The 21,718-nt window shown below is 69.6% G+C and carries 19 protein-coding genes and 1 pseudogene; 9 read left to right on the top strand and 11 right to left on the bottom strand.

Annotated elements, in window-relative coordinates:
• Positions 1-29 precede the first annotated feature (29 nt).
• Positions 30-578: a DUF1062 domain-containing protein gene (locus tag ACFY29_RS03360; protein WP_328417955.1), complete on the bottom strand. Its 549-nt coding sequence runs from the start codon at positions 576-578 to the stop codon at positions 30-32.
• A 274-nt stretch (positions 579-852) separates the two neighbouring features.
• Positions 853-1,959, bottom strand: a complete 1,107-nt coding sequence (locus ACFY29_RS03355) for an ROK family protein (RefSeq protein ID WP_386983035.1) — start codon at positions 1,957-1,959, stop codon at positions 853-855.
• Between the two features lie 42 nt (positions 1,960-2,001).
• Here ACFY29_RS03355 and ACFY29_RS03350 point away from each other — a divergent pair, with 42 nt between their 5' ends.
• Entirely contained in the window at positions 2,002-3,234 is a 1,233-nt protein-coding gene (locus ACFY29_RS03350) for an MFS transporter (RefSeq protein WP_386983033.1), read from the top strand.
• Between the two features lie 58 nt (positions 3,235-3,292).
• Positions 3,293-4,072: an ABC transporter permease gene (locus ACFY29_RS03345; protein ID WP_386983031.1), complete on the top strand. Its 780-nt coding sequence runs from the start codon at positions 3,293-3,295 to the stop codon at positions 4,070-4,072.
• 18 nt (positions 4,073-4,090) lie between these two features.
• Here the strand turns inward: ACFY29_RS03345 and katG are convergent, their stop codons facing one another.
• Positions 4,091-6,274, bottom strand: coding sequence for a catalase/peroxidase HPI (gene katG / locus ACFY29_RS03340; RefSeq protein WP_386983029.1), 2,184 nt, complete (start codon positions 6,272-6,274; stop codon positions 4,091-4,093).
• Between the two features lie 396 nt (positions 6,275-6,670).
• On the opposite strand from katG, the pseudogene ACFY29_RS03335 reads away from it, so the two are divergent.
• Positions 6,671-10,611: pseudogene (locus tag ACFY29_RS03335) on the top strand (ThuA domain-containing protein).
• 50 nt (positions 10,612-10,661) lie between these two features.
• On the opposite strand, the gene ACFY29_RS03330 reads toward ACFY29_RS03335, so the two are convergent.
• Positions 10,662-10,907 (bottom strand): hypothetical protein, encoded by a 246-nt coding sequence (locus ACFY29_RS03330; protein ID WP_386983027.1) that lies wholly within the window; start codon positions 10,905-10,907, stop codon positions 10,662-10,664.
• 50 nt (positions 10,908-10,957) lie between these two features.
• Positions 10,958-11,089: a hypothetical protein gene (locus ACFY29_RS03325; RefSeq protein WP_386983025.1), complete on the bottom strand. Its 132-nt coding sequence runs from the start codon at positions 11,087-11,089 to the stop codon at positions 10,958-10,960.
• Between the two features lie 309 nt (positions 11,090-11,398).
• Here ACFY29_RS03325 and ACFY29_RS03320 point away from each other — a divergent pair, with 309 nt between their 5' ends.
• Positions 11,399-12,511 (top strand): RNA-guided endonuclease InsQ/TnpB family protein, encoded by a 1,113-nt coding sequence (locus ACFY29_RS03320; RefSeq protein WP_386983023.1) that lies wholly within the window; start codon positions 11,399-11,401, stop codon positions 12,509-12,511.
• 220 nt (positions 12,512-12,731) lie between these two features.
• Here ACFY29_RS03320 and ACFY29_RS03315 read toward each other — a convergent pair whose 3' ends face one another.
• The gene (locus ACFY29_RS03315; RefSeq protein WP_386983022.1) at positions 12,732-13,166 is read right to left on the bottom strand and encodes a hypothetical protein; all 435 of its coding nucleotides are present in this window, start codon (positions 13,164-13,166) and stop codon (positions 12,732-12,734) included.
• Positions 13,167-13,219: 53 nt separating this feature from the next.
• Positions 13,220-13,684: a septum formation initiator gene (locus ACFY29_RS03310; protein WP_386983020.1), complete on the bottom strand. Its 465-nt coding sequence runs from the start codon at positions 13,682-13,684 to the stop codon at positions 13,220-13,222.
• Positions 13,685-13,786: 102 nt separating this feature from the next.
• On the opposite strand from ACFY29_RS03310, the gene ACFY29_RS03305 reads away from it, so the two are divergent.
• The 3 genes from ACFY29_RS03305 to ACFY29_RS03295 all read left to right on the top strand — a co-directional run bounded on the left by ACFY29_RS03305 (position 13,787) and on the right by ACFY29_RS03295 (position 16,421).
• On the top strand, positions 13,787-14,482 hold the full coding sequence (locus ACFY29_RS03305; protein WP_386983018.1) for a response regulator transcription factor: 696 nt from the start codon (positions 13,787-13,789) through the stop codon (positions 14,480-14,482).
• Positions 14,479-15,810, top strand: coding sequence for an ATP-binding protein (locus ACFY29_RS03300; RefSeq protein ID WP_386983016.1), 1,332 nt, complete (start codon positions 14,479-14,481; stop codon positions 15,808-15,810). Before ACFY29_RS03305 ends, ACFY29_RS03300 begins: the two co-directional genes overlap by 4 nt.
• Before the next feature lie 74 nt (positions 15,811-15,884).
• Positions 15,885-16,421: a PepSY domain-containing protein gene (locus tag ACFY29_RS03295; RefSeq protein ID WP_386983014.1), complete on the top strand. Its 537-nt coding sequence runs from the start codon at positions 15,885-15,887 to the stop codon at positions 16,419-16,421.
• 61 nt (positions 16,422-16,482) lie between these two features.
• On the opposite strand, the gene ACFY29_RS03290 is transcribed toward ACFY29_RS03295, so the two are convergent.
• Entirely contained in the window at positions 16,483-18,378 is a 1,896-nt protein-coding gene (locus ACFY29_RS03290) for an ABC transporter ATP-binding protein (protein ID WP_386983012.1), read from the bottom strand.
• Between the two features lie 98 nt (positions 18,379-18,476).
• On the opposite strand from ACFY29_RS03290, the gene ACFY29_RS03285 reads away from it, so the two are divergent.
• On the top strand, positions 18,477-19,028 hold the full coding sequence (locus ACFY29_RS03285; RefSeq protein WP_386983010.1) for a DUF5872 domain-containing protein: 552 nt from the start codon (positions 18,477-18,479) through the stop codon (positions 19,026-19,028).
• Between the two features lie 121 nt (positions 19,029-19,149).
• On the top strand, positions 19,150-19,746 hold the full coding sequence (locus ACFY29_RS03280; RefSeq protein WP_386983008.1) for a hypothetical protein: 597 nt from the start codon (positions 19,150-19,152) through the stop codon (positions 19,744-19,746).
• A gap of 45 nt (positions 19,747-19,791) precedes the next feature.
• Here the strand turns inward: ACFY29_RS03280 and ACFY29_RS03275 are convergent, their stop codons facing one another.
• The 3 genes from ACFY29_RS03275 to ACFY29_RS03265 all read right to left on the bottom strand — a co-directional run bounded on the left by ACFY29_RS03275 (position 19,792) and on the right by ACFY29_RS03265 (position 21,709).
• Positions 19,792-20,130, bottom strand: coding sequence for a DapH/DapD/GlmU-related protein (locus ACFY29_RS03275; protein ID WP_386983006.1), 339 nt, complete (start codon positions 20,128-20,130; stop codon positions 19,792-19,794).
• An 81-nt stretch (positions 20,131-20,211) separates the two neighbouring features.
• Positions 20,212-21,198, bottom strand: coding sequence for a LysR family transcriptional regulator (locus tag ACFY29_RS03270; protein ID WP_386983004.1), 987 nt, complete (start codon positions 21,196-21,198; stop codon positions 20,212-20,214).
• 157 nt (positions 21,199-21,355) lie between these two features.
• Complete coding sequence (locus ACFY29_RS03265; RefSeq protein ID WP_386983002.1) at positions 21,356-21,709, bottom strand: VOC family protein; 354 nt, start codon at positions 21,707-21,709, stop codon at positions 21,356-21,358.
• Positions 21,710-21,718 lie beyond the last annotated feature (9 nt).

The raw sequence follows: 21,718 nt of genomic DNA, 5'->3' as shown, positions 1-21,718 counted from the left end.
CCGGACAGGCCCGTGGTCCCGAGGAGGGGTCAGCGCTTGAGCGTGAAGGTGAAGTCGCCGGAGAGCTTGCCGCTCAGCCGGACTGCCGAGACGAGTCTTTCGTCCTTGATCAGTCTCTCGACCTCGGCCCTCGAAAGACCGCACCCTTCAGCGATCAGTCGCACCGGCCGGACAGGGATCCGCGCCGCAAAGCGGACCGAGACGTCGATCACCTCGCGGTCCAGGTGATCCGATCCGCCGGTGTCGAGGCGCCAGGCATTGTCCCAGTCGAGGGCGATGCGATTACGGCGCTGCACGACCGGATCCTGGAGCAGCTCAGCTGCCAGGCCAGGGTCGTTGTCATGCAGCCGGTCCAGCAGCTCAGGTCGTATGGAGCGCACAGTCGACCGCTCCAGGACCGTGAGTTTTGCCGTTGCCCCGCAACCGGTACAGAGCGCGAGGAGCCAGACGTCGATGAGTTTGTGGTTGGCGTTGACGCGAAATTTACCGCTCGCCCGGAAGAGTTCGGACGCGCACGCGTGGCAACGGCGGCGAACGAGCGGCAGGCAGGTGGGCACGACCACCCAGTTTTTGAGCACAGAGGTACACCGGTTTCAGTGAGAAGTCCGCAGCAAAAAGGAGCGCGGCGCACATGCGCGACGCGCGACAAATCAGCGCTCGGGAGGTCTCACAGGGTGTACAACGGCACGTCCTTGCCTAGACGGCTTGGTTGCGCAGCACGGTAATGGCGCACAGCGGCGTTGCACCACTGGTATTTCGAGCGCCTCACCGCCAAGCTTGCATCCGGCGGAACATGGACGAAGCCAGAGCCAGATCGCGGCGACGGTGACGGTGCCGTGGAAGACGTGGGCCCTAGGCGTGCGGCTGGAGTTGGGCGAGACCCGGAATGCCGTAGTGCTCGTCGAGGACCTGCATGGCAGCGCCCGCGGCCATCACGTCCGCGCCCAGGCTCGACAGCGTGACGTCCGTGGTGAGCCAGTCCGCGCGTCGCACGTCCGCATGGACGGCCTTCTCGACCGCGGCGAGGTAGACCTCCGCGTGCCGCAGCAGGTCTGCGCCCGCCAGCACCACGTGGGCGAGGTCGAGTGTCTGGAGCAGGTTGACGACGCCGACGGCCAGGACGCGGGCCGCGCGTGGGATGTCGCCAGCCTCGGCGGCGTGGCTGTGGACGATCTCCAGGCATCCGTGCCGCCCGCAGACGCAGAGCGGCCCGTCCAGATCGACGACGGTGTGGCCGAACTCTCCGGCGTTGGTGTGTGCGCCGCGGTGGGCGGCGCCGCCCAGCCAGAAGCCTCCGCCGATGCCTGACTCGATCATGATGAGGGCCGCGTCGCCGAACTTTCCGCCGTGCCGCCATGCCTCCGCCGTGATCCCCGCGGTGACCTCCTTGTCGAGATGCACCGGTAGGCCGAGGTGCGCCTCCGCGATCTCGCGCAGCGGTACGTCGTGCCAGTGCCGCAGGCCGTGCGCGTCCCGGACGAGGCCATTCTCGTGGTCCAGTGGGCCGATCATGCCGATGCCCAAGCCGGTCAGCCGGTCACGGAGACCGTCGATGCCGGTGATCGCGTCGATGCCGGACTTCAACGCGTCCAGAAGCTGCGCCGGGGTGAAGTCGCTGGGCAGCGGTCTGACCGCCGAGTGGTGCACGGTGCCGGCAAGGTCGACCAGGACCAGCCGAAGGGTCCGCCGGGCGACGTGGGCACCGATCGCGTACCGGCTGTCGGGGACCAACTCGTAGACGACCGCGGGCTTGCCGATGCCCGGGCGGCGGACGCCGGCGGAACGGATCAGGCCGTCGGCGACCAGGCGGGCGATGACCTTGGAGACCGCCTGCGGTGTCAGGCCGGTGGCGTTGACGATGGTCGACCGTTCGAACGTGCGCACGGTGCGCCCCACCGCCATGACGAGCGCCTGGTTGTAGCCGCGAAGGAACGTCACGTCGGCAGTGGTGCGAATCATCTCACCACCATATTACGCAACGCTGTTGCTAAATTCTCTCCCATGAACGGATTGAGCAGAGGTCGGCGCCTGGCGGCGGTGGCGGCCCTGGCGCTGGGTGGCGTCGCGGTCGGCTTGACGGAGTTCGTGGCGATGGGCCTGCTGCCCGAGATCGCGCGCGGCCTGCTCCCCGAGCAGTACGCCCAGTCGTCGTCGGGCGCGGTGGCCCGTGGTGGCTGGATGATCACCGCGTACGCGCTCGGCGTGGTCGTGGGCGCTCCCCTGATCGCCGTGCTGAGCGCGCGCGTACCCCGCAAGAAGCTCGTGCTCGGTCTGCTCGTCCTCTTCACCGTCGGCACGATCGCGTCCGCGATCGCCCCGACGTTCGGCCTGGTGCTGGTGGCACGGTTCGTCGCGGCGCTGCCGCACGGCGCGTACTTCGGAGCGGCCGGCCTGCTCGCGGCGGCCCTGATGGGCCCCGGCAGAGAGGCCCGTGGCTTCGCCACAGTGCTCAGCGGCTTGACCGCGGCCAACGTGGTCGGCGTACCGCTGATCACCCGGCTCGGGCAGGCGGCCGGGTGGCGCACGGCATATCTGGTGATCGCCGGAGTCTTCCTGCTCACCCTGCTGGCGGTGGTGGCGGTCGTCCCAGAGATCGCCGCCGCGGTGGACGGCTCGCCCGCCGCCGAACTCAGGGCGCTGCGGACCTCGCAGGTCTGGCTGGTCGCGGCCACGGGGGCGGTCGGCTTCGCCGGATTCTTCGCGGTCAACACCTACATCGCCCCGGTCACCACCGACGTTGCCGGCCTCTCGACCACGACGGTGCCGTGGGCGCTGGTGGCGGTGGGTCTCGGCATGACCGTCGGCAACGCCCTGGGCGGCTGGCTCGCCGACCGGGACCTGCGCCGGAGCATGATGGTCGGCTTCACCGCGATGATCGTGAGCATTGCCGCGTTCAGCCTCATGGCGTCGACGCAGGTCGGCCTGTTCGTGGGTGCGTTCCTGGTCGGCGCGACCAGTCTCTTCCTCGGCCCGGTCCTGCAGGCGCGCCTGATCACGGTCGCCCCCGGAGCCCAGCTGATGGGTGCGGCGATGAACCAGTCGGCCATGAACATCGCGAACAGCCTGGGCGCTGCCCTGGGCAGCGTCGCCATCGCCGCCGGGCTCGGCTACCTCGCGCCGGCCCGGGTGGGCGTGGTCCTGGCGGTCCTCGGGCTGGGACTGGCCGCCGCCAGCTTCGCGGCAGAGCGACGTTCACGGGACCCTAAGCCGGAGCCGGTCGCCGTCGCGAGCTGAACCATGCAACGGAAAGCGCGCCATGGTGATCGCCGATCAACGGCGAAAGACTGAACCCATGTCCTCGACGATGCTGGTGGTCGGCCCGAAGCTTGGCATGGCGCTGGTGGTGTTGACCCTCGTGGCGGCGGTCGTCGTGACGGTGGGGGAGTTGGGTCACGGCCGGCAGATCATGGTCGCCGCCGTCCGTGCCGCGATCCAGCTGGGCGCCGTGTCGCTGCTGATCGCAGCCATCGTGGCGTCACTGTGGGCCACAGCCGCGTTCGTGGCCCTGATGTGCGCGGTGGCCACGGCCACCTCCGGCCGACGTGTCACGGGCGGCCGGCGGGGTTGGTGGGCCGGTGCGCCGATCGTCGTGGGCAGCATTCTGGTGGTGGTGGGGCTGCTGTTGGCGGGTCTGGTGCCGCTGCGCGGTATCGCGATCATTCCGATCGCGGGAATCCTGATCGGCGGGGCGATGACGGCGACCTCGCTGGCCGGCCGCCGGGCGCTGGACGAGCTGACCAGTCGGCGCGGCGAGGTGGAGGCCGGCCTGGCTCTGGGTCTGCTGCCCCGGGACGCGGTGTTGCTGGTGTGCCGTCCGGCGGCCGGCCAGGCACTGGTCCCGGCACTGGACCAGACCCGGACGGTGGGCCTGGTGACCCTGCCCGGCGCGTTCGTCGGGATGCTGCTCGGCGGGGCGAGCCCGCTCGCCGCCGGGGTGACGCAGCTGGTCGTGCTCGTCGGACTGCTCGCCGTGGAAGCCGTCGCCGTCGTCCTCACCGTCGAACTGGTCGCCCACGGCCTGCTCCGACCCACCGCGCCACGGCAGCGGCGAGGGCCCCGGTCTCGCTCGTAGGAGCCGGGGCCCATTCCGTCAGGCGATGTCGTACCGGTCCAGGTTCATGACCTTGGCCCACGCCGCGACGAAGTCCCGAACGAACTTGTCCTGCCCGTCGCCACTGCCGTAGACCTCCGCGATGGCGCGGAGCTGGGAGTTCGCCCCGAAGACGAGGTCGACGGCGGTGGCCGTCCACCTGACCTCGCCCGTGGTGCGATCCCGACCCTCGTAGACGTTCTCGGTCGAGGTGGCTGCCTGCCACTCCGTGCCAATGTCGAGCAGGTTCACGAAGAAGTCGTTCGTCAACGTCTGGGGCCGGTGGGTGAGGACGCCGTGGCCTGTCTGTCCCACGTTGGCGTTCAGGGCCCGCATGCCGCCGATCAGGACCGTCATCTCCGGAGCCGTCAGCGCCAGCAGGTTGGCCCGGTCCAGCAGCAGGGTCTCCGGCGACAGTTTCTGTCCGGCTCGCAGGTAGTTGCGGAAGCCGTCCGCCGTCGGCTCGAGCACGGTGAACGACTCCACGTCGGTCTGCTCCTGGGAGGCGTCCGTGCGCCCCGGTGCGAACGGGACCGTGACGTCGTGCCCGGCGGTCCTGGCGGCCTGCTCGACGGCCGCGCACCCGCCGAGGACGATCAGGTCGGCAAGCGAGACCTTCTTCCCACCGGACTGCGACTTGTTGAATTCCTGCTGGATCCGCTCCAGCGTCTGCAGCACCGTGGCGAGCTGGGCCGGTTCGTTGACCTCCCAGTTCTTCTGCGGCTCCAGGCGGATCCGCGCCCCGTTGGCCCCGCCACGCAGGTCGGTGCCCCGGAAGCTCGCGGCCGACGCCCACGCCGTCTGGGCGAGCTGCGAGATGGTCAGTCCCGATGCGAGGAGCGTGTCCTTGAGGGCCGCGATGTCCCCGTCCCCGATCAGCTCGTGATCGACCGGCGGGACGGGGTCCTGCCACAGTTGCGGCTCCGGGACCCACGGGCCCAGGTAGCGCGAAACCGGTCCCATGTCGCGATGCAACAGCTTGTACCAGGCCCTGGCGAACGCGTCCGCTAGCTGATCCGGGTTCTCCAGGAAACGCCGGGAGATCTGCTCGTACGTGGGATCGGCGCGCAGCGCGAGGTCCGTCGTCGCCATCATCGGCGCGTACCTGACCGAGGGGTCGTGGGCGGCGGGCACGGCCTGCGCACCGGCGCCGTCCTTCGGACGCCACTGCTTCGCGCCGGCGGGGCTCTCGGTGACCTCCCACTCGAAGCCGAACAGGGTCTCGAAGAAGCTGTTGTCCCAGGTGATCGGGGTGGGTGTCCACGCGCCCTCGAGCCCGCTGGTGATCGTGTCCTGGCCCTTGCCGCTGCCGAAGGTGTTCCGCCAGCCGAGGCCGTTGGCCTCGACCGGGCAGCCCTCTGGCTCGGGACCGAGGTACTCGGCGGGGGCGGCGCCGTGGGTCTTGCCGAAGGTGTGCCCCCCGGCGATGAGGGCGACGGTCTCCTCGTCGTTCATCGCCATCCGGCGGAAGGTCTCGCGGATGTCCCGTGCCGAGGCCCGGGGGTCCGGAGTGCCGTTGGGCCCCTCCGGGTTCACGTAGATCAGCCCCATCTGTACGGCGCCGAGACGACCGGCGAGCTCCCGGTCGCCGCTGTAGCGCTCGTCGCCGAGCCAGGTGTCCTCAGGCCCCCAGAAGATCTCCTCGGGCTCCCAGATGTCGTGGCGCCCGAAGCCGAAGCCGAACGTCTTGAACCCCATCGACTCCAGCGCACAGTTGCCGGTGAAGACCAGGAGGTCGGCCCAGGAGATCTTCCGGCCGTACTTCTGCTTGACCGGCCAGAGCAGTCTGCGCGCCTTGTCGAGGTTCACGTTGTCGGGCCAACTGTTCAGCGGGGCGAAGCGTTGAGCGCCATCGCCACCACCGCCGCGACCGTCCTCGATGCGGTAGGTGCCGGCGGAGTGCCAGCTCATCCGGATGAAGAGCGGCCCGTAGTGGCCGTAGTCGGCCGGCCACCAGTCCTGCGACGTCGTCATCACCTCGATGATGTCCCGCTTCAGTGCGTCGACGTCGAGGGTCTTGAACTCTTCGGCGTAGCTGAAGGACTCGCCCATCGGGTCGGCACGGGGTGAGGGCTGATGGAGAACCTGGAGGTTCAGCTGATTCGGCCACCAGTCCTGGTTGCCCCTCGGCCGACTCGGCTTCGGAGTCGGGGCGGGGATTGCGGGGTTCTCGCTCTCAGACACGTCGGTCCTTCTCCTGTCGATCTCCAACCTGCAGCGCGTCGTACGTGGACGGCCTGGCGGAACGCATGACGGGTAGTATCGCCCATTTTGTTCGCCAACACGTGAAGAATCCAATGGCGCGCCGGAGTGAGGTGTCGGGAGTAGATCCGCGAGTGGCGATCGATACCTGTCGAGGCGTCGGCCCGTGCAGGACGGATCGCGGGCCCGAAAAACGTAATCTGATCATGCCTGCCGCAGTCGCCCCTGAGCTGCGGAGATAACGCTCTCACGGATGGTGGGAGAGTGCTTGACGCGGCCGTGATCCAGCCGCAACTATGCATTGACACGCATCACCCCCTTCCCACCGCCAGGCGTGATCGGCGCACGCCGTCCCCCCGCACCGCGAAAGGACCTACCGTGCGCAGATCCCTGAGATCGTGGCTCGGCGCCGTGCTGAGCACGATCCTCGTGGTGGGCGGCATAGTCGCCGTGCCACCCACGGCCAGCGCCGCACCGTTCACCGTGCTGGTGTTCAGCAAGACCGCCGGATTCCGGCACGGATCCATCACCCCCGGCATCACCGCCATCCAGCAGCTCGGCGCCGCCAACGGGTTCACCGTCGAGACCACCGAGGACTCGGCCCAGTTCACCGACGCCAACCTGGACCGGTTCGGCGCGGTGATCTGGCTGTCCACCACCGGCGACGTGCTCAACGCCGCCCAGCAGGCCGCGTTCGAGCGCTACATCCAGGGCGGTGGCGGGTACGTGGGCGTGCACGCCGCCTCCGACACCGAGTACGACTGGCCCTGGTACGGCGGGCTGGTCGGGGCGTACTTCGCCTCGCACCCGGCCGACCAGACCGCCACCATCAAGGTCGCCGACCAGGTACACCCGTCCACCGCGACGCTGCCGCAGCGGTGGACCCGGCTGGACGAGTGGTACAACTACCGCGCCAACCCCCAGGGCAACGTGCACGTGCTGGCAACCCTGGACGAGAGCACCTACACCGGCGGGAGCATGGGGTCCGACCACCCGATCTCCTGGTGCCAGAACTACTCCGGCGGCCGGTCCTGGTACACCGGCCTCGGCCACACCGACTCGTCGTACACCGAAGCGAACTTCCGGCAGCACCTGCTCGGCGGCATCATGACCGCGGCCGGCGCGATCGACGCCGACTGCGGCCCCACCGTCAACAGCAACTTCCAGCAGGTGGAGCTGGCCAAGGGCGCGGCCGAGACCGGCGAGCCGATGAGCCTCACCGTGCTGCCCGACCGGGGCGTGCTGCACACCTCGCGCAACGGCGTGATCCGGCACACCGACGCGGCCGGCAACACCAAGGTCGCCGCCACCCTGCCGGTCTACACCGGGGACGAGGAGGGCCTGCAGGGCATCAAGGTCGACCCGAACTTCGCCACCAACCGCTGGGTGTACGCGTACTACGCGCCACCATTGAGCACTCCCGGTGGCGGTGCCCCGGCCACCGGCACCCGGCCGACTTCGCCGTCTGGAACGGCGTCAACCGGCTGTCCCGGTTCACCGTGAACGCGGACAACACCATCAACCTGGCCAGCGAGACGCTGGTCCTGGACGTCCCGACCAGCCGGGGCATGTGCTGCCACGTCGGCGGTGACATGGACTTCGACGCGGCCGGCAACCTGTACCTGTCCACCGGCGACGACACCAACCCGTTCGACTCGGCCGGGTTCACCCCGATCGACGAGCGGGCCGGCCGCAACCCGGCCTTCGACGCCCAGCGCACCTCGGCGAACAGCAACGACCTCCGCGGCAAGGTGCTCCGGATCAAGCCGAGCGCGGCGGGCGGCTACACCATCCCGGCCGGCAACATGTTCGCCCCGGGAACCGCGCGGACCCGCCCCGAGGTCTACGCGATGGGCTTCCGGAACCCGTTCCGGATGAGCGTGGACCGGGCCACCGGCATCGTCTACCTCGGTGACTACGGTCCCGACGCGGGCACCGCCGACCCGAACCGGGGACCGGCGGGCAACGTGGAGTTCGCCCGGATCGACCGGCCCGGCTTCTACGGCTGGCCGTACTGCACCGCCCGCAACGACGCCTACAACGACTACACCTTCCCGTCCGGCCCGTCCGGGCCGAAGTTCGACTGCGCGGGCGGGCCGGTGAACAACTCGCCCAACAACACCGGCATCACCCAGCTCCCGCCGGCCGTCCCGGCCTGGCTCCCGTACGGCGGTTCCGGCTCCCCGCCGGAGTTCACCGGCGGCGGCCTGTCCCCGATGGGCGGCCCGGTCTACCGGTACGACCCGAACAACACCTCCGACGTGGCGTTCCCCCAGTACTACGACGGGACCTACTTCGCCGGTGAGTTCGGCCGCCGCTGGATCAAGAACATCAAGCTCGACCCGGCCGGCCAACCGCTGAAGATCAACCCGTTCCCATGGACCGGCACCCAGGTCATGGACATGGAGTTCGGCCCGGACGGCGCGCTCTACGTGCTCGACTACGGCACCGGCTGGTTCAACGGCGACGCCAACTCGGCGCTGTACCGGATCGAGTACGCCCGCGAGGGCAGGGCGCCGGTTGCGGTGGTCTCGGCCACCCCGACCAGCGGCACGGCGCCGCTGACGGTGGCGTTCTCGTCGGCCGGCACACTCGACCCGGACGGTGACCCGTTCACCTACGCCTGGGACTTCGACAACAACGGCACCACCGACTCGACGGCGGCGAACCCGAGCTTCACGTACACCACCAACGGGACCCGCAGCCCGACGCTGACCGTCCGGGACACCACCGGCAAGACGGCCACCGCGAGCGTGGTCATCACGGTCGGCAACAGTGCCCCGGTGGTCAGAGTGAACACCCCGTTGAACGGGCAGACGTTCACCTTCGGGGACGCGGTGCCGTTCAACGTGACCGTCACCGATGCCCAGGACGGTGCGATCAACTGCGCCCGGGTGAAGGTGAACTACGTCCTCGGCCATGACTCGCACGGCCACCAACTCGGCAGCGTGCAGGGCTGCACCGGGGTCATCCAGACCTCGGCCGACGGCGAGCACGACACCGCGGCGAACATCTTCGGCATCATCGACGCCGAATACACCGACCTGGGCGGCGGCGGCCAGCCACCGCTGACCACCCACACCCAGGCGGTCCTGCAACCGCGCGTGCGCCAGGCCGAGCACTTCGGCGACTCGTCCGGCATCCAGGTCGTCACCCCGGGCAGCGCGCACGGCGGCGCCGCGATCGGTTACATCGACAACAACGACTGGATATCGTTCCAGCCGTACAACCTGACCGGCATCCAGTCCTTCAGCGCGCGGGCCGGCGCCCCGGCCGGTGCCGGCGGCACGCTGGAACTGCGGGTCGACTCGCCCACCGGGCCGCTGGTCGGCTCGGCCACCGTGGTACCGACCGGCGGGCACGGCACGTTCGCCACGGTCACCGGCGGGGTCACCGCCCCGACCGGCACCCGCACCCTGTTCCTGGTGTTCAAGGGCGGAGGTGGGATGTACGACCTGGACGAGTTCACCCTCTCCACCAGCCCCGGCGGTCCCGGACCCGACCCGGACCCGGATCCTGATCCGGGCACCAACCTGGCCCAGGGCAAACCGGCTCGGGCCTCCAGTTTCGAGGGTGCCTTCGTCGCGGCCAACGCGTTCGACGGCGTGCTCGGCACCCGCTGGGGCAGCGCCTTCAGCGATCCGCAGTGGATCGACGTGGACCTGGGCGCCACGTACAACCTCAACCGGGTCAAGCTGACCTGGGAGGCGGCGTACGGCAGTGGGTACCAGATCCAGACCTCGTCGGACGGGGTCAACTTCACCCCGATCCGGACGGTGACCGGCGGCGACGGCGGTGTGGACGACCTGACCGGGCTGAGCGGCTCCGGCCGGTACGTCCGGCTCACCGGCACCACCCGGGGCACCGCCTGGGGCTACTCCCTGTTCGAGTTCGAGGTGTACGCCGGCACCGGCGGCCCGACCGGCCCCGGTACCAATCTGCTGTTGAACAAGCCGACGCTGACCTCCAGCAACGAGGGGGCCGACGTGCCCGGCGCTCAGGCGGTGGACGGCAGCCTCACCACCCGCTGGTCGAGCGCGTTCTCCGACCCGCAGTGGATCCGGGTCGACCTCGGCAGCCCCACCGCGATCGGCCGGGTCAAGCTGAGCTGGGAGACGGCGTACAGCAGCTCGTACATCATCCAGACCTCGAACGACGGCACCACCTGGAGCAACGTGAAGACGGTGACCGGGGCCGACGGCGGCGTGGACGAGCACACCGCGCTCGGCGCCAACGGTCGCTACCTGCGGATCTACGGCACCGCCCGGGGCACCCCGTACGGACACTCGCTCTGGGAGTTGGAGGCGTACGCCAGCTGAACCACCACCGATGACGTGGCCGGCACGGAGTATCCCGTGCCGGCCACCGTTCAGCTGCTGGGTTTCGGCGAGGGCTGCTTGACGAACGCCCACGGTGGATCGCCGAACAGGTTGGCGCACGCCGAGAGCAGCCCGTGCTGCGCGTCGACCAAGCGTAGGTTGGCCGGACCCATGTCGATGTCGGGGTCATTCTTGACCCAGAGGTCGCCGGCTTCCTTGCTTGCCAGCCCCAGTCGTTGACCGGCCTCCCGGACGCCGGGATCGGTCGACCTGATGGCGCGCAGCGCAGTGCTCACGCTGCGGCGTGGCCGGCGCCCGGTTTCACCCGGTCACCGGGGTGACGGGTTCAGTCATCAGCGGCCACGATCAGGACCAGGGTGCGGTTTGCGTGGTCGATGAGTACGAACTCGTGGAAGTCGTTGTGCACGCCGCCCCAGTCGTGGAAGGCGGCCCGACCGAGGTCGCGCAGCCGGTACACGCGGTCGGCGGCGCGTAGTTGCCGAACCGTTCGTGGCTGATCAGGGCGGCGAGAAGGCCAGCGTCAGGCTCAACGGGCTCCGGCAGCACGAACCGGTGGATATCCGTCCACTGAAATGTTTGGTTGGCAAAGTTGATGAAGAGATGACCGGTGTGCACGAGTTGGACTGTCATCGGGAGCCTTGGTCAGTGGTAGCGGCCGCAGTCATCAGGATCGCGGCGTGGAAACCCGGCCGTTTAGGGCCGGGAGGTAACGCCGCTCCCTCCCCTCGATGCTCGTCTTGCGTGATGGGCGGATAGAATGTGAGGCGTGGGTGAGGTGGTGAAGCGGGCGTACAAGTACCGTTTCTATCCGACCCCAGGGCAGGCCGATCAGCTCAACCGCACCTTCGGGTGTGTGCGCAAGGTCTACAACCTGGCCTTGGATGCGCGCACCCGTGCGTGGGCGGTTGACCGGCAGCGCAGCACCTATGTGCAGTCGTCGGCGTGGTTGACCGAGTGGAAGCGCACCGAGGAGCTGGCCTACCTCACCGAGGTCAGCTCGGTGCCGTTGCAGCAGGCGCTGCGGCACCTGCAAGCCGGGTTCGCGGCTTTTTGGGGTAAGCGGTCGCGGTACCCGCGTTTCAAGTCCAAGCGTAAGTCTCGGGCGTCGGCGGAGTACACCCGCTCGGCGTTCCGCTGGCGCGACGGGCAGCTCACCCTGGCCAAGATGGACGCGCCGCTGACCATCGTGTGGTCCCGGCCTCTGCCCGAGGGCGCGCAACCGTCCACGGTTACGGTGTCCCGCGACGCGGCCGGCCGCTGGTTCGTGTCCCTGCTGGTGGAAGACCCGTCCGTCGCGGCCCTGCCGCCGGTGGGCGCTGCGGTGGGGATAGACGCGGGCATCACCAGTCTGCTGACTCTGTCCACCGGGGAGAAGGTCACCAACCCTCGGCACGAGCGCGCTGACCGGCGCAAGTTGGCCAAGGCGCAGCGCGACCTGTCCCGTAAGGGCAAGGACACCAAGAACCGGGCCAAAGCCCGGCTTGCGGTGGCCCGCATCCATGCCCGCATCGCCGACCGGCGGCGGGATCACCTGCACAAGTTGTCGACTCGACTCGTCCGTGAGAACCAAACGGTCGTGATCGAAGACCTCAGCGTGCGCACCATGCTGCGCAATCACAGCCTGGCCCGCGCCATCTCCGACGCGGCGTGGACGCAACTGCGCAGCATGATCGAGTACAAGGCCGCCTGGTACGGGCGGACCGTTATCGCCGTCGACCGCTGGTATCCGAGCACGAAGACCTGCTCTGCGTGCGGGCGGATCAACACCGCGATGACCCTCGGCGTCCGCGCCTGGACGTGTCCCGGCTGCGATGCCGTGCACGACCGGGACGTCAACGCGGCCCGCAACATCCTCGCCGCCGGGCTGGCGGAGAGGTAAAACGCCTGTGGAGGGACGGTAAGACCCGACCCGCGTCAGCGGTGAAGGCGCTTCCCCGTGAAGCAGGAACTCCCTCGGGTGACTGAGGGAATCCCCGCCCTTCAGGGCGGTGGAGGATGTCAACGGTGCTGATGGCCGTCTTCGACATGCAGTTCGGTCCATGGCCCGCGGCGGTCGGGGCGGCTCATTCTCATCCGGCTCGATCATTCGCTCGGCGCACCTACGGTCCGGCGTGGCCGTAGCCACTCGTTTCCAGGTGGCCCTGCCGTTCGATGTCCCTCACCCATTGCTCAGTCAGCGCCAGGGCGGCGGGGCGGCCCGTCACCGCTCGCCGATGCGACCGGTCGCCGCGGTGGTCGTCCGTCGCGACCAGGGATGGATCAAGTGGGTAGGCCACGACCAGCCAGCGCCCGGAGACCGCTCGGTACGGCCATACGACCGCAGTGGCAAGCAGCGCGGCAAACCAGTTGAGGAGGTAACCGAGGCTCAGCACAAGAATGATGGCGAACACGATGATTTCGAAGGGTCCGCCGTCCGCGCCTTCAAGCGCCGTCGGTCGAGGAAAGCGCGGACGCCAGGCGAGGCGGCGGCGGCCCACCCGCCATGCGCGCAGCTGACCCGACTCGTCCCGCCACTGAGCCAACATGATCGCCATGGTGGCTTACAGCCCTCGGGCAGACAACCCGCCAGCACCGACCTGCGGCGACGTCAGTCGTCGGCGACGGCCACCGGCTCCGAGCCGATGCAGCGCACCTTCAGCTCGTACTCGCCGGCCGACCCCTCGAACTTGACCTCGACGTCGTCGTCCGGGCCCCGATCCACGTCGTGGACCCGGTAGCCCTGCGCGGGAGCCCAGGAGACGAGGCGTACCCCGCCGGCGCCGCACTCGGCCACGGCCGTGCCGCCCGTGGTGGCGAACCCCCGGCGGACCCCGGAGCTGGCGGTCGGCGCGGCGCTCGCCGTGCCCGGCGTGGACGGTGAGGCGTCTGTCGTGTTGGCGGGCGCCGGCTCCGGCGAGGCGAGTGCCCGTTCGATCTCCGCCTCGCTGCGCACCCCGCCCGGGGTTCCGGTGATGCTCTCACCCACCAGCCGGATCGCGCCCAACCCGATCAGGGTGGCCACGGCGGCGGTGGCCACCCACCCGGTGGCGACGAGGATCGAACGACGGCCCATCCCCTGACTATCCCCGATCCATGGTTGTGGCCGGCACATCCGGACGCTAAGGCAGGGTTAACGCGCGCCCCGGCCCTGGCCGCAGCGGCTAGCCTGCCAGCTGTGGCCCGCCTGCTGCTCATCGAGGACGACCTGACGATCCGTACGCCGCTGATCCGGGCATTACGGGAACGGGGGCATGCGGTGGCCGCCGCCTCGACCGCGATGGCCGGGCTCCGCGACGCGCTGGACGACCGGCCCGACCTCGTCGTGCTCGACCTGGGCCTGCCCGATCTGGACGGGCGGGAGCTGCTGCGGATGCTGCGCGCGGTCAGCTCGGTGCCGGTCATCGTGGCCACGGCCCGTGACGACGAGGCAGAGATCGTTCGGGTCCTCGACGCGGGCGCCGATGACTACGTGGTCAAGCCGTTCACCGCGGCACAGCTCGACGCCCGCGTCCGGGCGGTGCTCCGGCGGGGCCCTTCCGGAGCCGATGCGGCGGACCCGTCGCTCGTCGTGGGTGGGCTGCGGATCGACCCGCGCGCCCGGCAGGTCACCCTGGAGGGGGCGGCGGTGGAGTTGACGCCGCGCGAATTCGACCTGCTGCACCATCTCGCCGGTCGGCCGGGTCAGGTGGTCACCAAGCGTGAACTGCTCACCGAGGTGTGGCAGATCCCGTACGGCGGCGCCGACAAGACCGTCGACGTGCATCTGTCCTGGCTGCGTCGCAAGCTGGGCGAGAGCGCCGTGCAGCCTCGCTACCTGCACACCGTACGTGGCGTCGGGGTGCGGTTGGAGGCACCGGGGGAGCAGCGGTGAGGGCGCGCCTTGCGCTGCTGGTCGCCGCGGTCAGCGTGCTCACCCTGATCGCGTTCCTGGTGCCGCTGGCACTGCTGGTCCGCACCGTCGCCGAAGACCGTGCCACGGTCCGGGCCACCGCCGACGCGCAGAGCCTGGTGCCGGTGGTCGGCACCGCCGACGCGGCGACCATCCGGCTCACCGTCGAGCAACTCGCCGCGGAGTCCGGCCGGCCGGTGAGCGTCTTCCTGCCGGACGGCACGGTGCTCGGCGCCCAGATACCCCGTACGCCCGCCGTGGCGCTGGCCGAGCGAGGGCAGAGCCTCACCGGCGAGTCGGCGGCCGGACGGGAGGTGGTCATCGCGGTGCAGGGCAGGGCGGACGGCACCGGGGTGATCCGGACCGTGGTTCCGCGGGACGAGCTGACCAGCGGGGTGACCCGGTCCTGGCTGGTGCTGGCCCTGCTCGGAGTGGTCCTGGTGCTGATCGGGCTGGCCGTCGCCGACCGGCTGGCGCGCACCCTGGTCCGGCCGATCAGCGAACTCTCCGCGGTGTCGAACCGTCTGGCGAACGCCGAGCTGGACGCCCGGGTGGTGCCGGCCGGCCCGGCGGAGCTGCGCGAGGTGGCCGGCGCGCTCAACCACCTGGCCGGTCGGATCCAGGTGCTCCTGCTACAGGAACGTGAGCAGGTTGCCGACCTGTCGCACCGGCTGCGTACACCGTTGACGGCGTTGCGGCTGGAGGCGGAGTCGCTGCGCGACCCGGATGACGCGGCCCGGATCACCGCTGCCGCCGACGGGCTCGAACGGGCGGTCACCGGACTGATCCGGCAGGCCCGGTGGCGCCGCCCACCGGCGGGAGTGGTCACCGCGGACGCCGCGACGATCGTGGGTGACCGGGTGGCGTTCTGGTCGGTGCTGGCTGAGGACACCGGCCGTGCCGTCACCCTCGACCTGGCGCCCGGCCCGCTTCCCGTCGGTGTGCCCCCCGACGACCTGGCAGCGGCCGTGGACGCCCTGCTCGGCAACGTCTTCGCGCACACCCCCGACGGCACGCCCTTCGCCGTCCGGCTGGCCCCGGAGGCGGGGCAGGTGCTGCTCACCATCACCGACGAGGGCCCGGGTATGCCGGCCGGGGCGGTCCGGCGGGGCGCCAGCGCTGCCGGGTCGACCGGCCTCGGCCTGGACATCGCCCGGCGGGCCGCGCAGGCCGGTGGCGGACGGCTGGAGCTGCGTACCGGTCCGGGAGGCGGGGCTCAGGTACTGCTCCGGCTCGGACCGCCGCTGCCGCAGCAGCGGCCGACAGACGGCGGGTCCGGGCCGGACGAGAACGGCTTAACCCGGCCTTAGCCTCCGGACAGCGCGGCACTATCCCGATCCAGCCGATCCTCAATGTCGACAACCGAGGAAAGGTGGACACCACGATGAAGCGCAACTCTCTGCTCCTGGCGTCGGTCGGCGGGGCGGCGGTGCTCGCTGTGGCCGGGGTCGCGCTCGGCGTCAGCGCCGCAGACGACTCTCGGCCGGTCGGTGGCACGGCACTCGCCGCCGCCACCGCCGACCCGACGGCCACCGACGCACCGGACGACAGCGCCACCAGCGCTACGCCCGCCGCACCAGGGGCCAGCGGTACGCCGACCAGCGGTACGCCGACCAGCGGCACCCCGTCGGGCGGCAGTTCGCCGGCGGGCGGGGCAGTCAACGAGCAGCGCGCCGGCCAGATCGCGCTCGCCAGGGCCGGCGGCGGTCAGATCGTCGAGATCGAGGCAGAGCAGGAGCACGGCCGCCCGGTCTGGAGCGTCGAGATCGTCGCCGGTGACACCGAGCACGAGGTGGACGTCGACCGGGACAACGGCACGGTGGTCAAGGCCGAGCAGGAGCCGGTCGACGACGACCATGACGACGACGATGACGACCAGTCCGACGACGACGATGACGACAGGTCCGGCGACGACGACTGACGCCGTGTTGCCGCCGCCCACCACGGGCTCACCGTGGTGGGCGGCGGTACGAAGGCGTTTCTCAGACGGCCGCGACGGGCTCCTCCTGGGCCGCCGGCTCGTCCTGGTCGAACTGGGTGCGGTACAACTCCTGGTACCGGCCACCGGCGGCGAGTAGCTCGCTGTGTCGCCCGCGTTCGACGATGCGTCCGTCCTCGACGACGAGGATCTGGTCGGCCGCGCGGATGGTGGACAGCCGGTGCGCGATGACCACACTGGTCCGGCCGGTCAGGGCCTCGGCGAGGGCTTCCTGTACGGCGGCTTCCGACGTGGAGTCCAGGTGCGCCGTGGCCTCGTCGAGGATGACCACCCGGGGGCGGGCCAGCAGTAGCCGCGCGATGGTGAGCCGTTGCCGTTCGCCGCCCGACAGGCGGTACCCGCGCTCCCCGACGACGGTGTCGAGCCCATCCGGAAGTGAGCGGATCAGGGCGTCGAGCCGGGCCCGTCGCAGTACCTCCCACATCTCCTCCTCGGTCGCGTCCGGCCGGGCGAACACCAGGTTGGCGCGGATGCTCTCGTGAAACAGGTGCCCGTCCTGGGTCACCACGCCGAGTGCCGTTCGGACCGACTCGGCCGACAGGTCGCGTACGTCGACGTCGGCGAGCTTCACCGCGCCATCCTCGACGTCGTACAGGCGCGGCACGAGTTGGGCGATCGTCGACTTGCCCGCTCCGGAGGAGCCGACGAGGGCGACCATCTGTCCCGCTTCGGCGCGGAACGACACGCCGTGCAGCACCTCCTCGCCGCCGCGCGTATCGAGCTTCGTCACATCCTCAAGGGACGCCAGCGACACCTTGTCGGCCGACGGGTAGCCGAACCGTACCGCGTCGAACTCCACCGCGACCGGTCCGTCAGGGAGCGGCCGGGCGTCGGGCCTGTCGAGGATCAGCGGCTTGAGGTCGAGGATCTCGAACACCCGCTCGAAGCTCACCAGCGCGCTCATCACCTCGACCCGGGCGCTGGCCAGCGACGTCAACGGCGCGTAGAGGCGCGACAGCAGCAGCGCGAGCGCGACCACGGTGCCGGCGTCGAGGCTGCCCCGGAGGGCGTAGAGACCGCCCAGCCCGTAGACCAGGGCCAGCGCGAGCGAGCCGACGACGGTGAGCGCGGTGATGAAGACCCACTGGAGCATGGCGGCGCGGATGCCGATGTCGCGCACCCGTCGCGCCCGCGCCGCGAACTCGGCCGACTCCTCGGCCGGACGCCCGTACAGCTTGACCAGTGTCGCGCCGGATGCCGAGAAGCGTTCGGTCATCCGGGTGCTCATGGCCGCGTTGTGCTCGGCGGCCTCGCGCTGCAACTGGGCGAGCCGCGAACCCATCCGGCGGGCCGGAAGGACGAAGATGGGCAGCAGTACGAGCGCCAGCAGCGTGATCTGCCAGGAGAAGCTGAGCATCACCGCCAGCGTCAGGAGCAGTGTGACGGCGTTGCCGACCACACCCGACAGGGTGTCGCTGAAGGCCCGCTGCGCGCCGATCACATCGTTGTTCAAACGGCTGACCAGCGCACCGGTACGGGTCCGGGTGAAGAACGCCACCGGCATGCGCTGGACGTGGTCGAAGACGGCTGTCCGCAGCTGGACGATCAGCCCCTCACCGATGCTGGCGGACAGGAACCGCGTCACCAGACCCAGGCCGGCTTCGGCCAGGGCGATCACGGCGATCAGCACCGCCAACCGGATCACGATGCTGCTGTCGGCGCCGTCGACGATCGCGTCCACCACCCGACCGGCGAGGACCGGTGCCGCCACCGTGAGGACCGCCGTCACCACGCTCAACAGCAGGAACCTGATGATCAGGGAACGGTGCGGCCGCGCGAACCGCGCGATGCGCTTCAGGGTGGCCCGGGACAGTGGTCGTTCGTCCTGCGCGTTCATCGCGTGGTGCAGGGACGTCCACGCGGTAACTTCCATGCTCATGCCGTACCTCCGCGAGCAGGCTAGAACCTCGTGTGAGGTTGAGGTCAAGCCCGGCGCGCGGGAGGCATAGACGGTGCGGTCCCGGGTAGCTGCCGTTCATGGCGCGCTACACGAAGCCCGAGCTCAGAGAGCAGATCAAGGAAGAGATCAAGGCTTCCGACAAGGGCGGCCGGCAGGGGCAGTGGTCGGCACGTAAGTCGCAGCTGCTCACGCAGGAGTACAAGAGGCGCGGCGGGGGATTCGAGGGCCCCAAGGACGAGCGGCAGAAGTCTCTGCAGCGGTGGGGAAACGAGAACTGGCAGACCAGACAGGGCGACACCCGAGCACGTCGTGGCGGTACGACGAGTCGGTACCTGCCCAAGCGTGCCTGGGAGCAGCTGTCGGATGACCAGAAGCGCGCGACCGACACCAGGAAGCGCGAGGCGTCGCGATCCGGCAAGCAGTACGTGGCGAACACCGGGCCGGCCAAGCGGGCGCGCAGGGATGCCACGTCGACCGGACGGCTGTCGGAGCTACCAGTCGTCGAGGCGGCCAAACTCGTCCGCGGCCTCGACACTCGACAGCTCAAAGCTGCCCTGCGCAACGAGCACGCCGGCAAGGCTCGCAAGACGCTCATCCAGCGGCTTCAGGCGGAACTCAACCGCCGCTGACCGCCGCTTGTCCGGGTCCCTGTTCAGGGTCGCTCGGTGAAAGACCTGAGACAGAATCAAGGGCCGTACCGGGGCTCTGCCCGGAGGCTGGTGCGGCGCCGACGGGCAGATGATTCCCGGCATGAGACGCGCTGCATTCTTTGTGATCGCTGGCCCCGTGTGTATCGCCGCCTACGGACTGGTACGACTGTGGGGAAAGTCCGACGAGGTGTACGGCCCGGGGTTCGACTGGCAGGCCGCACATCTGCTCGGCCTCGCGGGCATGGTGTTCTTCGTACCGGCTGTCCTCGCACTCTCCCGCCTGCTGCCGCGCAGCCCTTGGCGAGTCGGGGTGGTCGTCCTGACGCTGGTCGGGCTCGCCGCCACGATGGTGCAGTTCGGCGCCGACATCGTGGAAGGGCTGATGGCCGCGGACCGGGCGGAAATGTCCGCGCTCGCCGCGGACTTCAAGGACATTCCCGGGGTCGAGGTTGCCTTCTACGACGTCGTACCCCAGTTCTTCTTCCTCGGCCTGGTCATCCTCGCGGGCATGCTGGCCGCCAAGCGGCAGCTGCGGTGGTGGAGTGCGCCACTGCTGTTCGTCGGGATCGTCCTGCCGGTAGCCACCCTTGACCTGCTCCCGCTCAGTGGTCTGTGCATGCTCGTGGCGTTGGCGCCGGCCCTACCGACCCTGCGGCAGCAGATCGAGCAGGCCACGGCGCCCGCCGTCGTCCACTGAGCAGCCCTGCCGGACCCTAGCCGTTGTGTGGCCCCGGAGAGGTCGTCACCACCGTCGGTGCACGGTTGCCTTGTTGCCAGTCACCAGGCTTGCCGGCGGAACGTCATCGGTCACGACCGCGCCAGCGGCGACCACGGCATCACGGCCAATGCTGACGCCAGGAAGGATCGTGGCCCCGGCGCCGATCCACACGTTCTCTGCCACATCGATGGGCGCGCCGCTCAGCCACCCCCGTCGCTCCTCAGGATCGACCGGGTGACCGACGGTGATGAATGTGGCCTTCGGCCCGTTCAGGCGGGAGGTGAGCTCGGTGACCCGCAGGACCCTCTCGGCCATGGCCTGGAACCCGGCGCTGTGGATGCGCATGAGACGGTCGCTGGACATGCCACGATCCTTTCTGGGGTATCGGCGACTGGATAAGACTCACTAGGCGCTGGTGGAGATTGCGGTCGGCAGCCGGTCGAGTCACCCTTGTCGGGGCTGGGACCTGCGAGCATTTGCGATGTCGCGGTCGCCGCGCCGTGGCGTCGTTGCCCAGGACGGGAGCCAGACCGTCTCAGGGAGCCTTGGCAGGCTTCCGAGGTGGGCGATGATTGCCCGGAGTCCTGGATGTGGGTTCGTTCTGGGCAGGACGAGAGAGAGTGGGTATGCGAGGGTCGGATTCACGATAGGGATGCGGCGTAGGTCGTAGTTCGTCGGCCAGATGTACCGGTCGCGTGCCCCAACGAGGGTGGCCACGTCCGCGGAATCCGCGAGGGTGTCCAGGAGTACTTCGTCTCCAAAGTGCGGGCCTGCCGCATCGATGCGTAGGTCGAATTCGGTGGCGAGCTGATCGTAGAACTCTGCCCATTCGCTTCGGGGCGCGATACCCGGCACCCATATCCGGTGCTTACGCAACTGCAGTGGCGTCAGTCTGCGCGCGGAGGCGAGCGGATGTCTCGGGCCGACGAGAAGCTCCAGCGGAGAGTCGAACGCGTGAATCATTTGCACGTCGGGCGGCAGTGTGTCCGGGGCAGTGACGGTACGGAACGAGGCGTCGATATCGCCCGCTTCGACGGCGGCGACGGCCACGCGTGGGTCGTTGACCCGGAGGGTCACCACGTCGAGGTTGGTTTCGGGATGCGACCGCCAATAGTCGTGCAGAACAACGGCCTGCGCGCTTCGCAGGCCGAGAACGTCGATCCGAAGGGCCCGGAAGCCCGGCCTGACCGCGGTGATGGCGCGCTCGACACCCGCGACGATGCTCCGCGCGTGGGGGAGAAATGCCTGACCATCGAGCGTCAGCTCAACTCCTCGGGCCGTACGTTTGAACAGACGGACTTCCAGCTCGCGTTCCAGGGCGGCGATCCGCTTGGAGACTCCCTGCTGCGTCACGCCCAGCTCATCGGCCGCATGTTGCAACTGTCCGAGCTCGGCCGCCCGGACGAACGATCGCAATGCCTCGGTGTCCACTGGTTCACCTTAGGCGCGCACAACTGATCGTTGTGGCTCGCCGTGGATCGGTTGTTTGATCACACTCCGGCATGGCTGATGTGATGCACACATCCAACCGTCGGTTGTCGCGAGGAGCCACGCGAGCGCTAACAGACAGCAGCACGTCTATTCGGTGTCAAACGGTGGCGGCGGTCGGCGCGCCGCCGAAGCCGATCTCATTGCCGTCCGGGTCGCGGAAGGTGGCCTTGCGAACGCCGTTGCCGTAGGTCTCGCGCTCGGCCGGCTCCAGGCCGCGTTCGGCGATCTGGGCGAGGCGGGCGTCGAAGTCACTGACGAAGACGGTGTGCATGGCGTGCCCGGCATGCTCGGGCCGTACCTCGATGAACACGTACCGATGGTCGGCCAGTTCCCATACCGCCTCGGTGTCGTTCGGCAGGAACGACGGCGGGGCGCCGAGGAGTTGCTCGTACCAGGCCGCTGCCGTCGTGTAGTCGCGGACGGGTATGCCCGCGAAGAGATCTATCGTCATGCGGTCATG

The organism is Micromonospora sp. NPDC000668, from assembly GCF_042897975.1.
GTDB lineage: Bacteria > Actinomycetota > Actinomycetes > Mycobacteriales > Micromonosporaceae > Micromonospora.
This window is presented reverse-complemented; position numbering and strand designations above follow the sequence as displayed.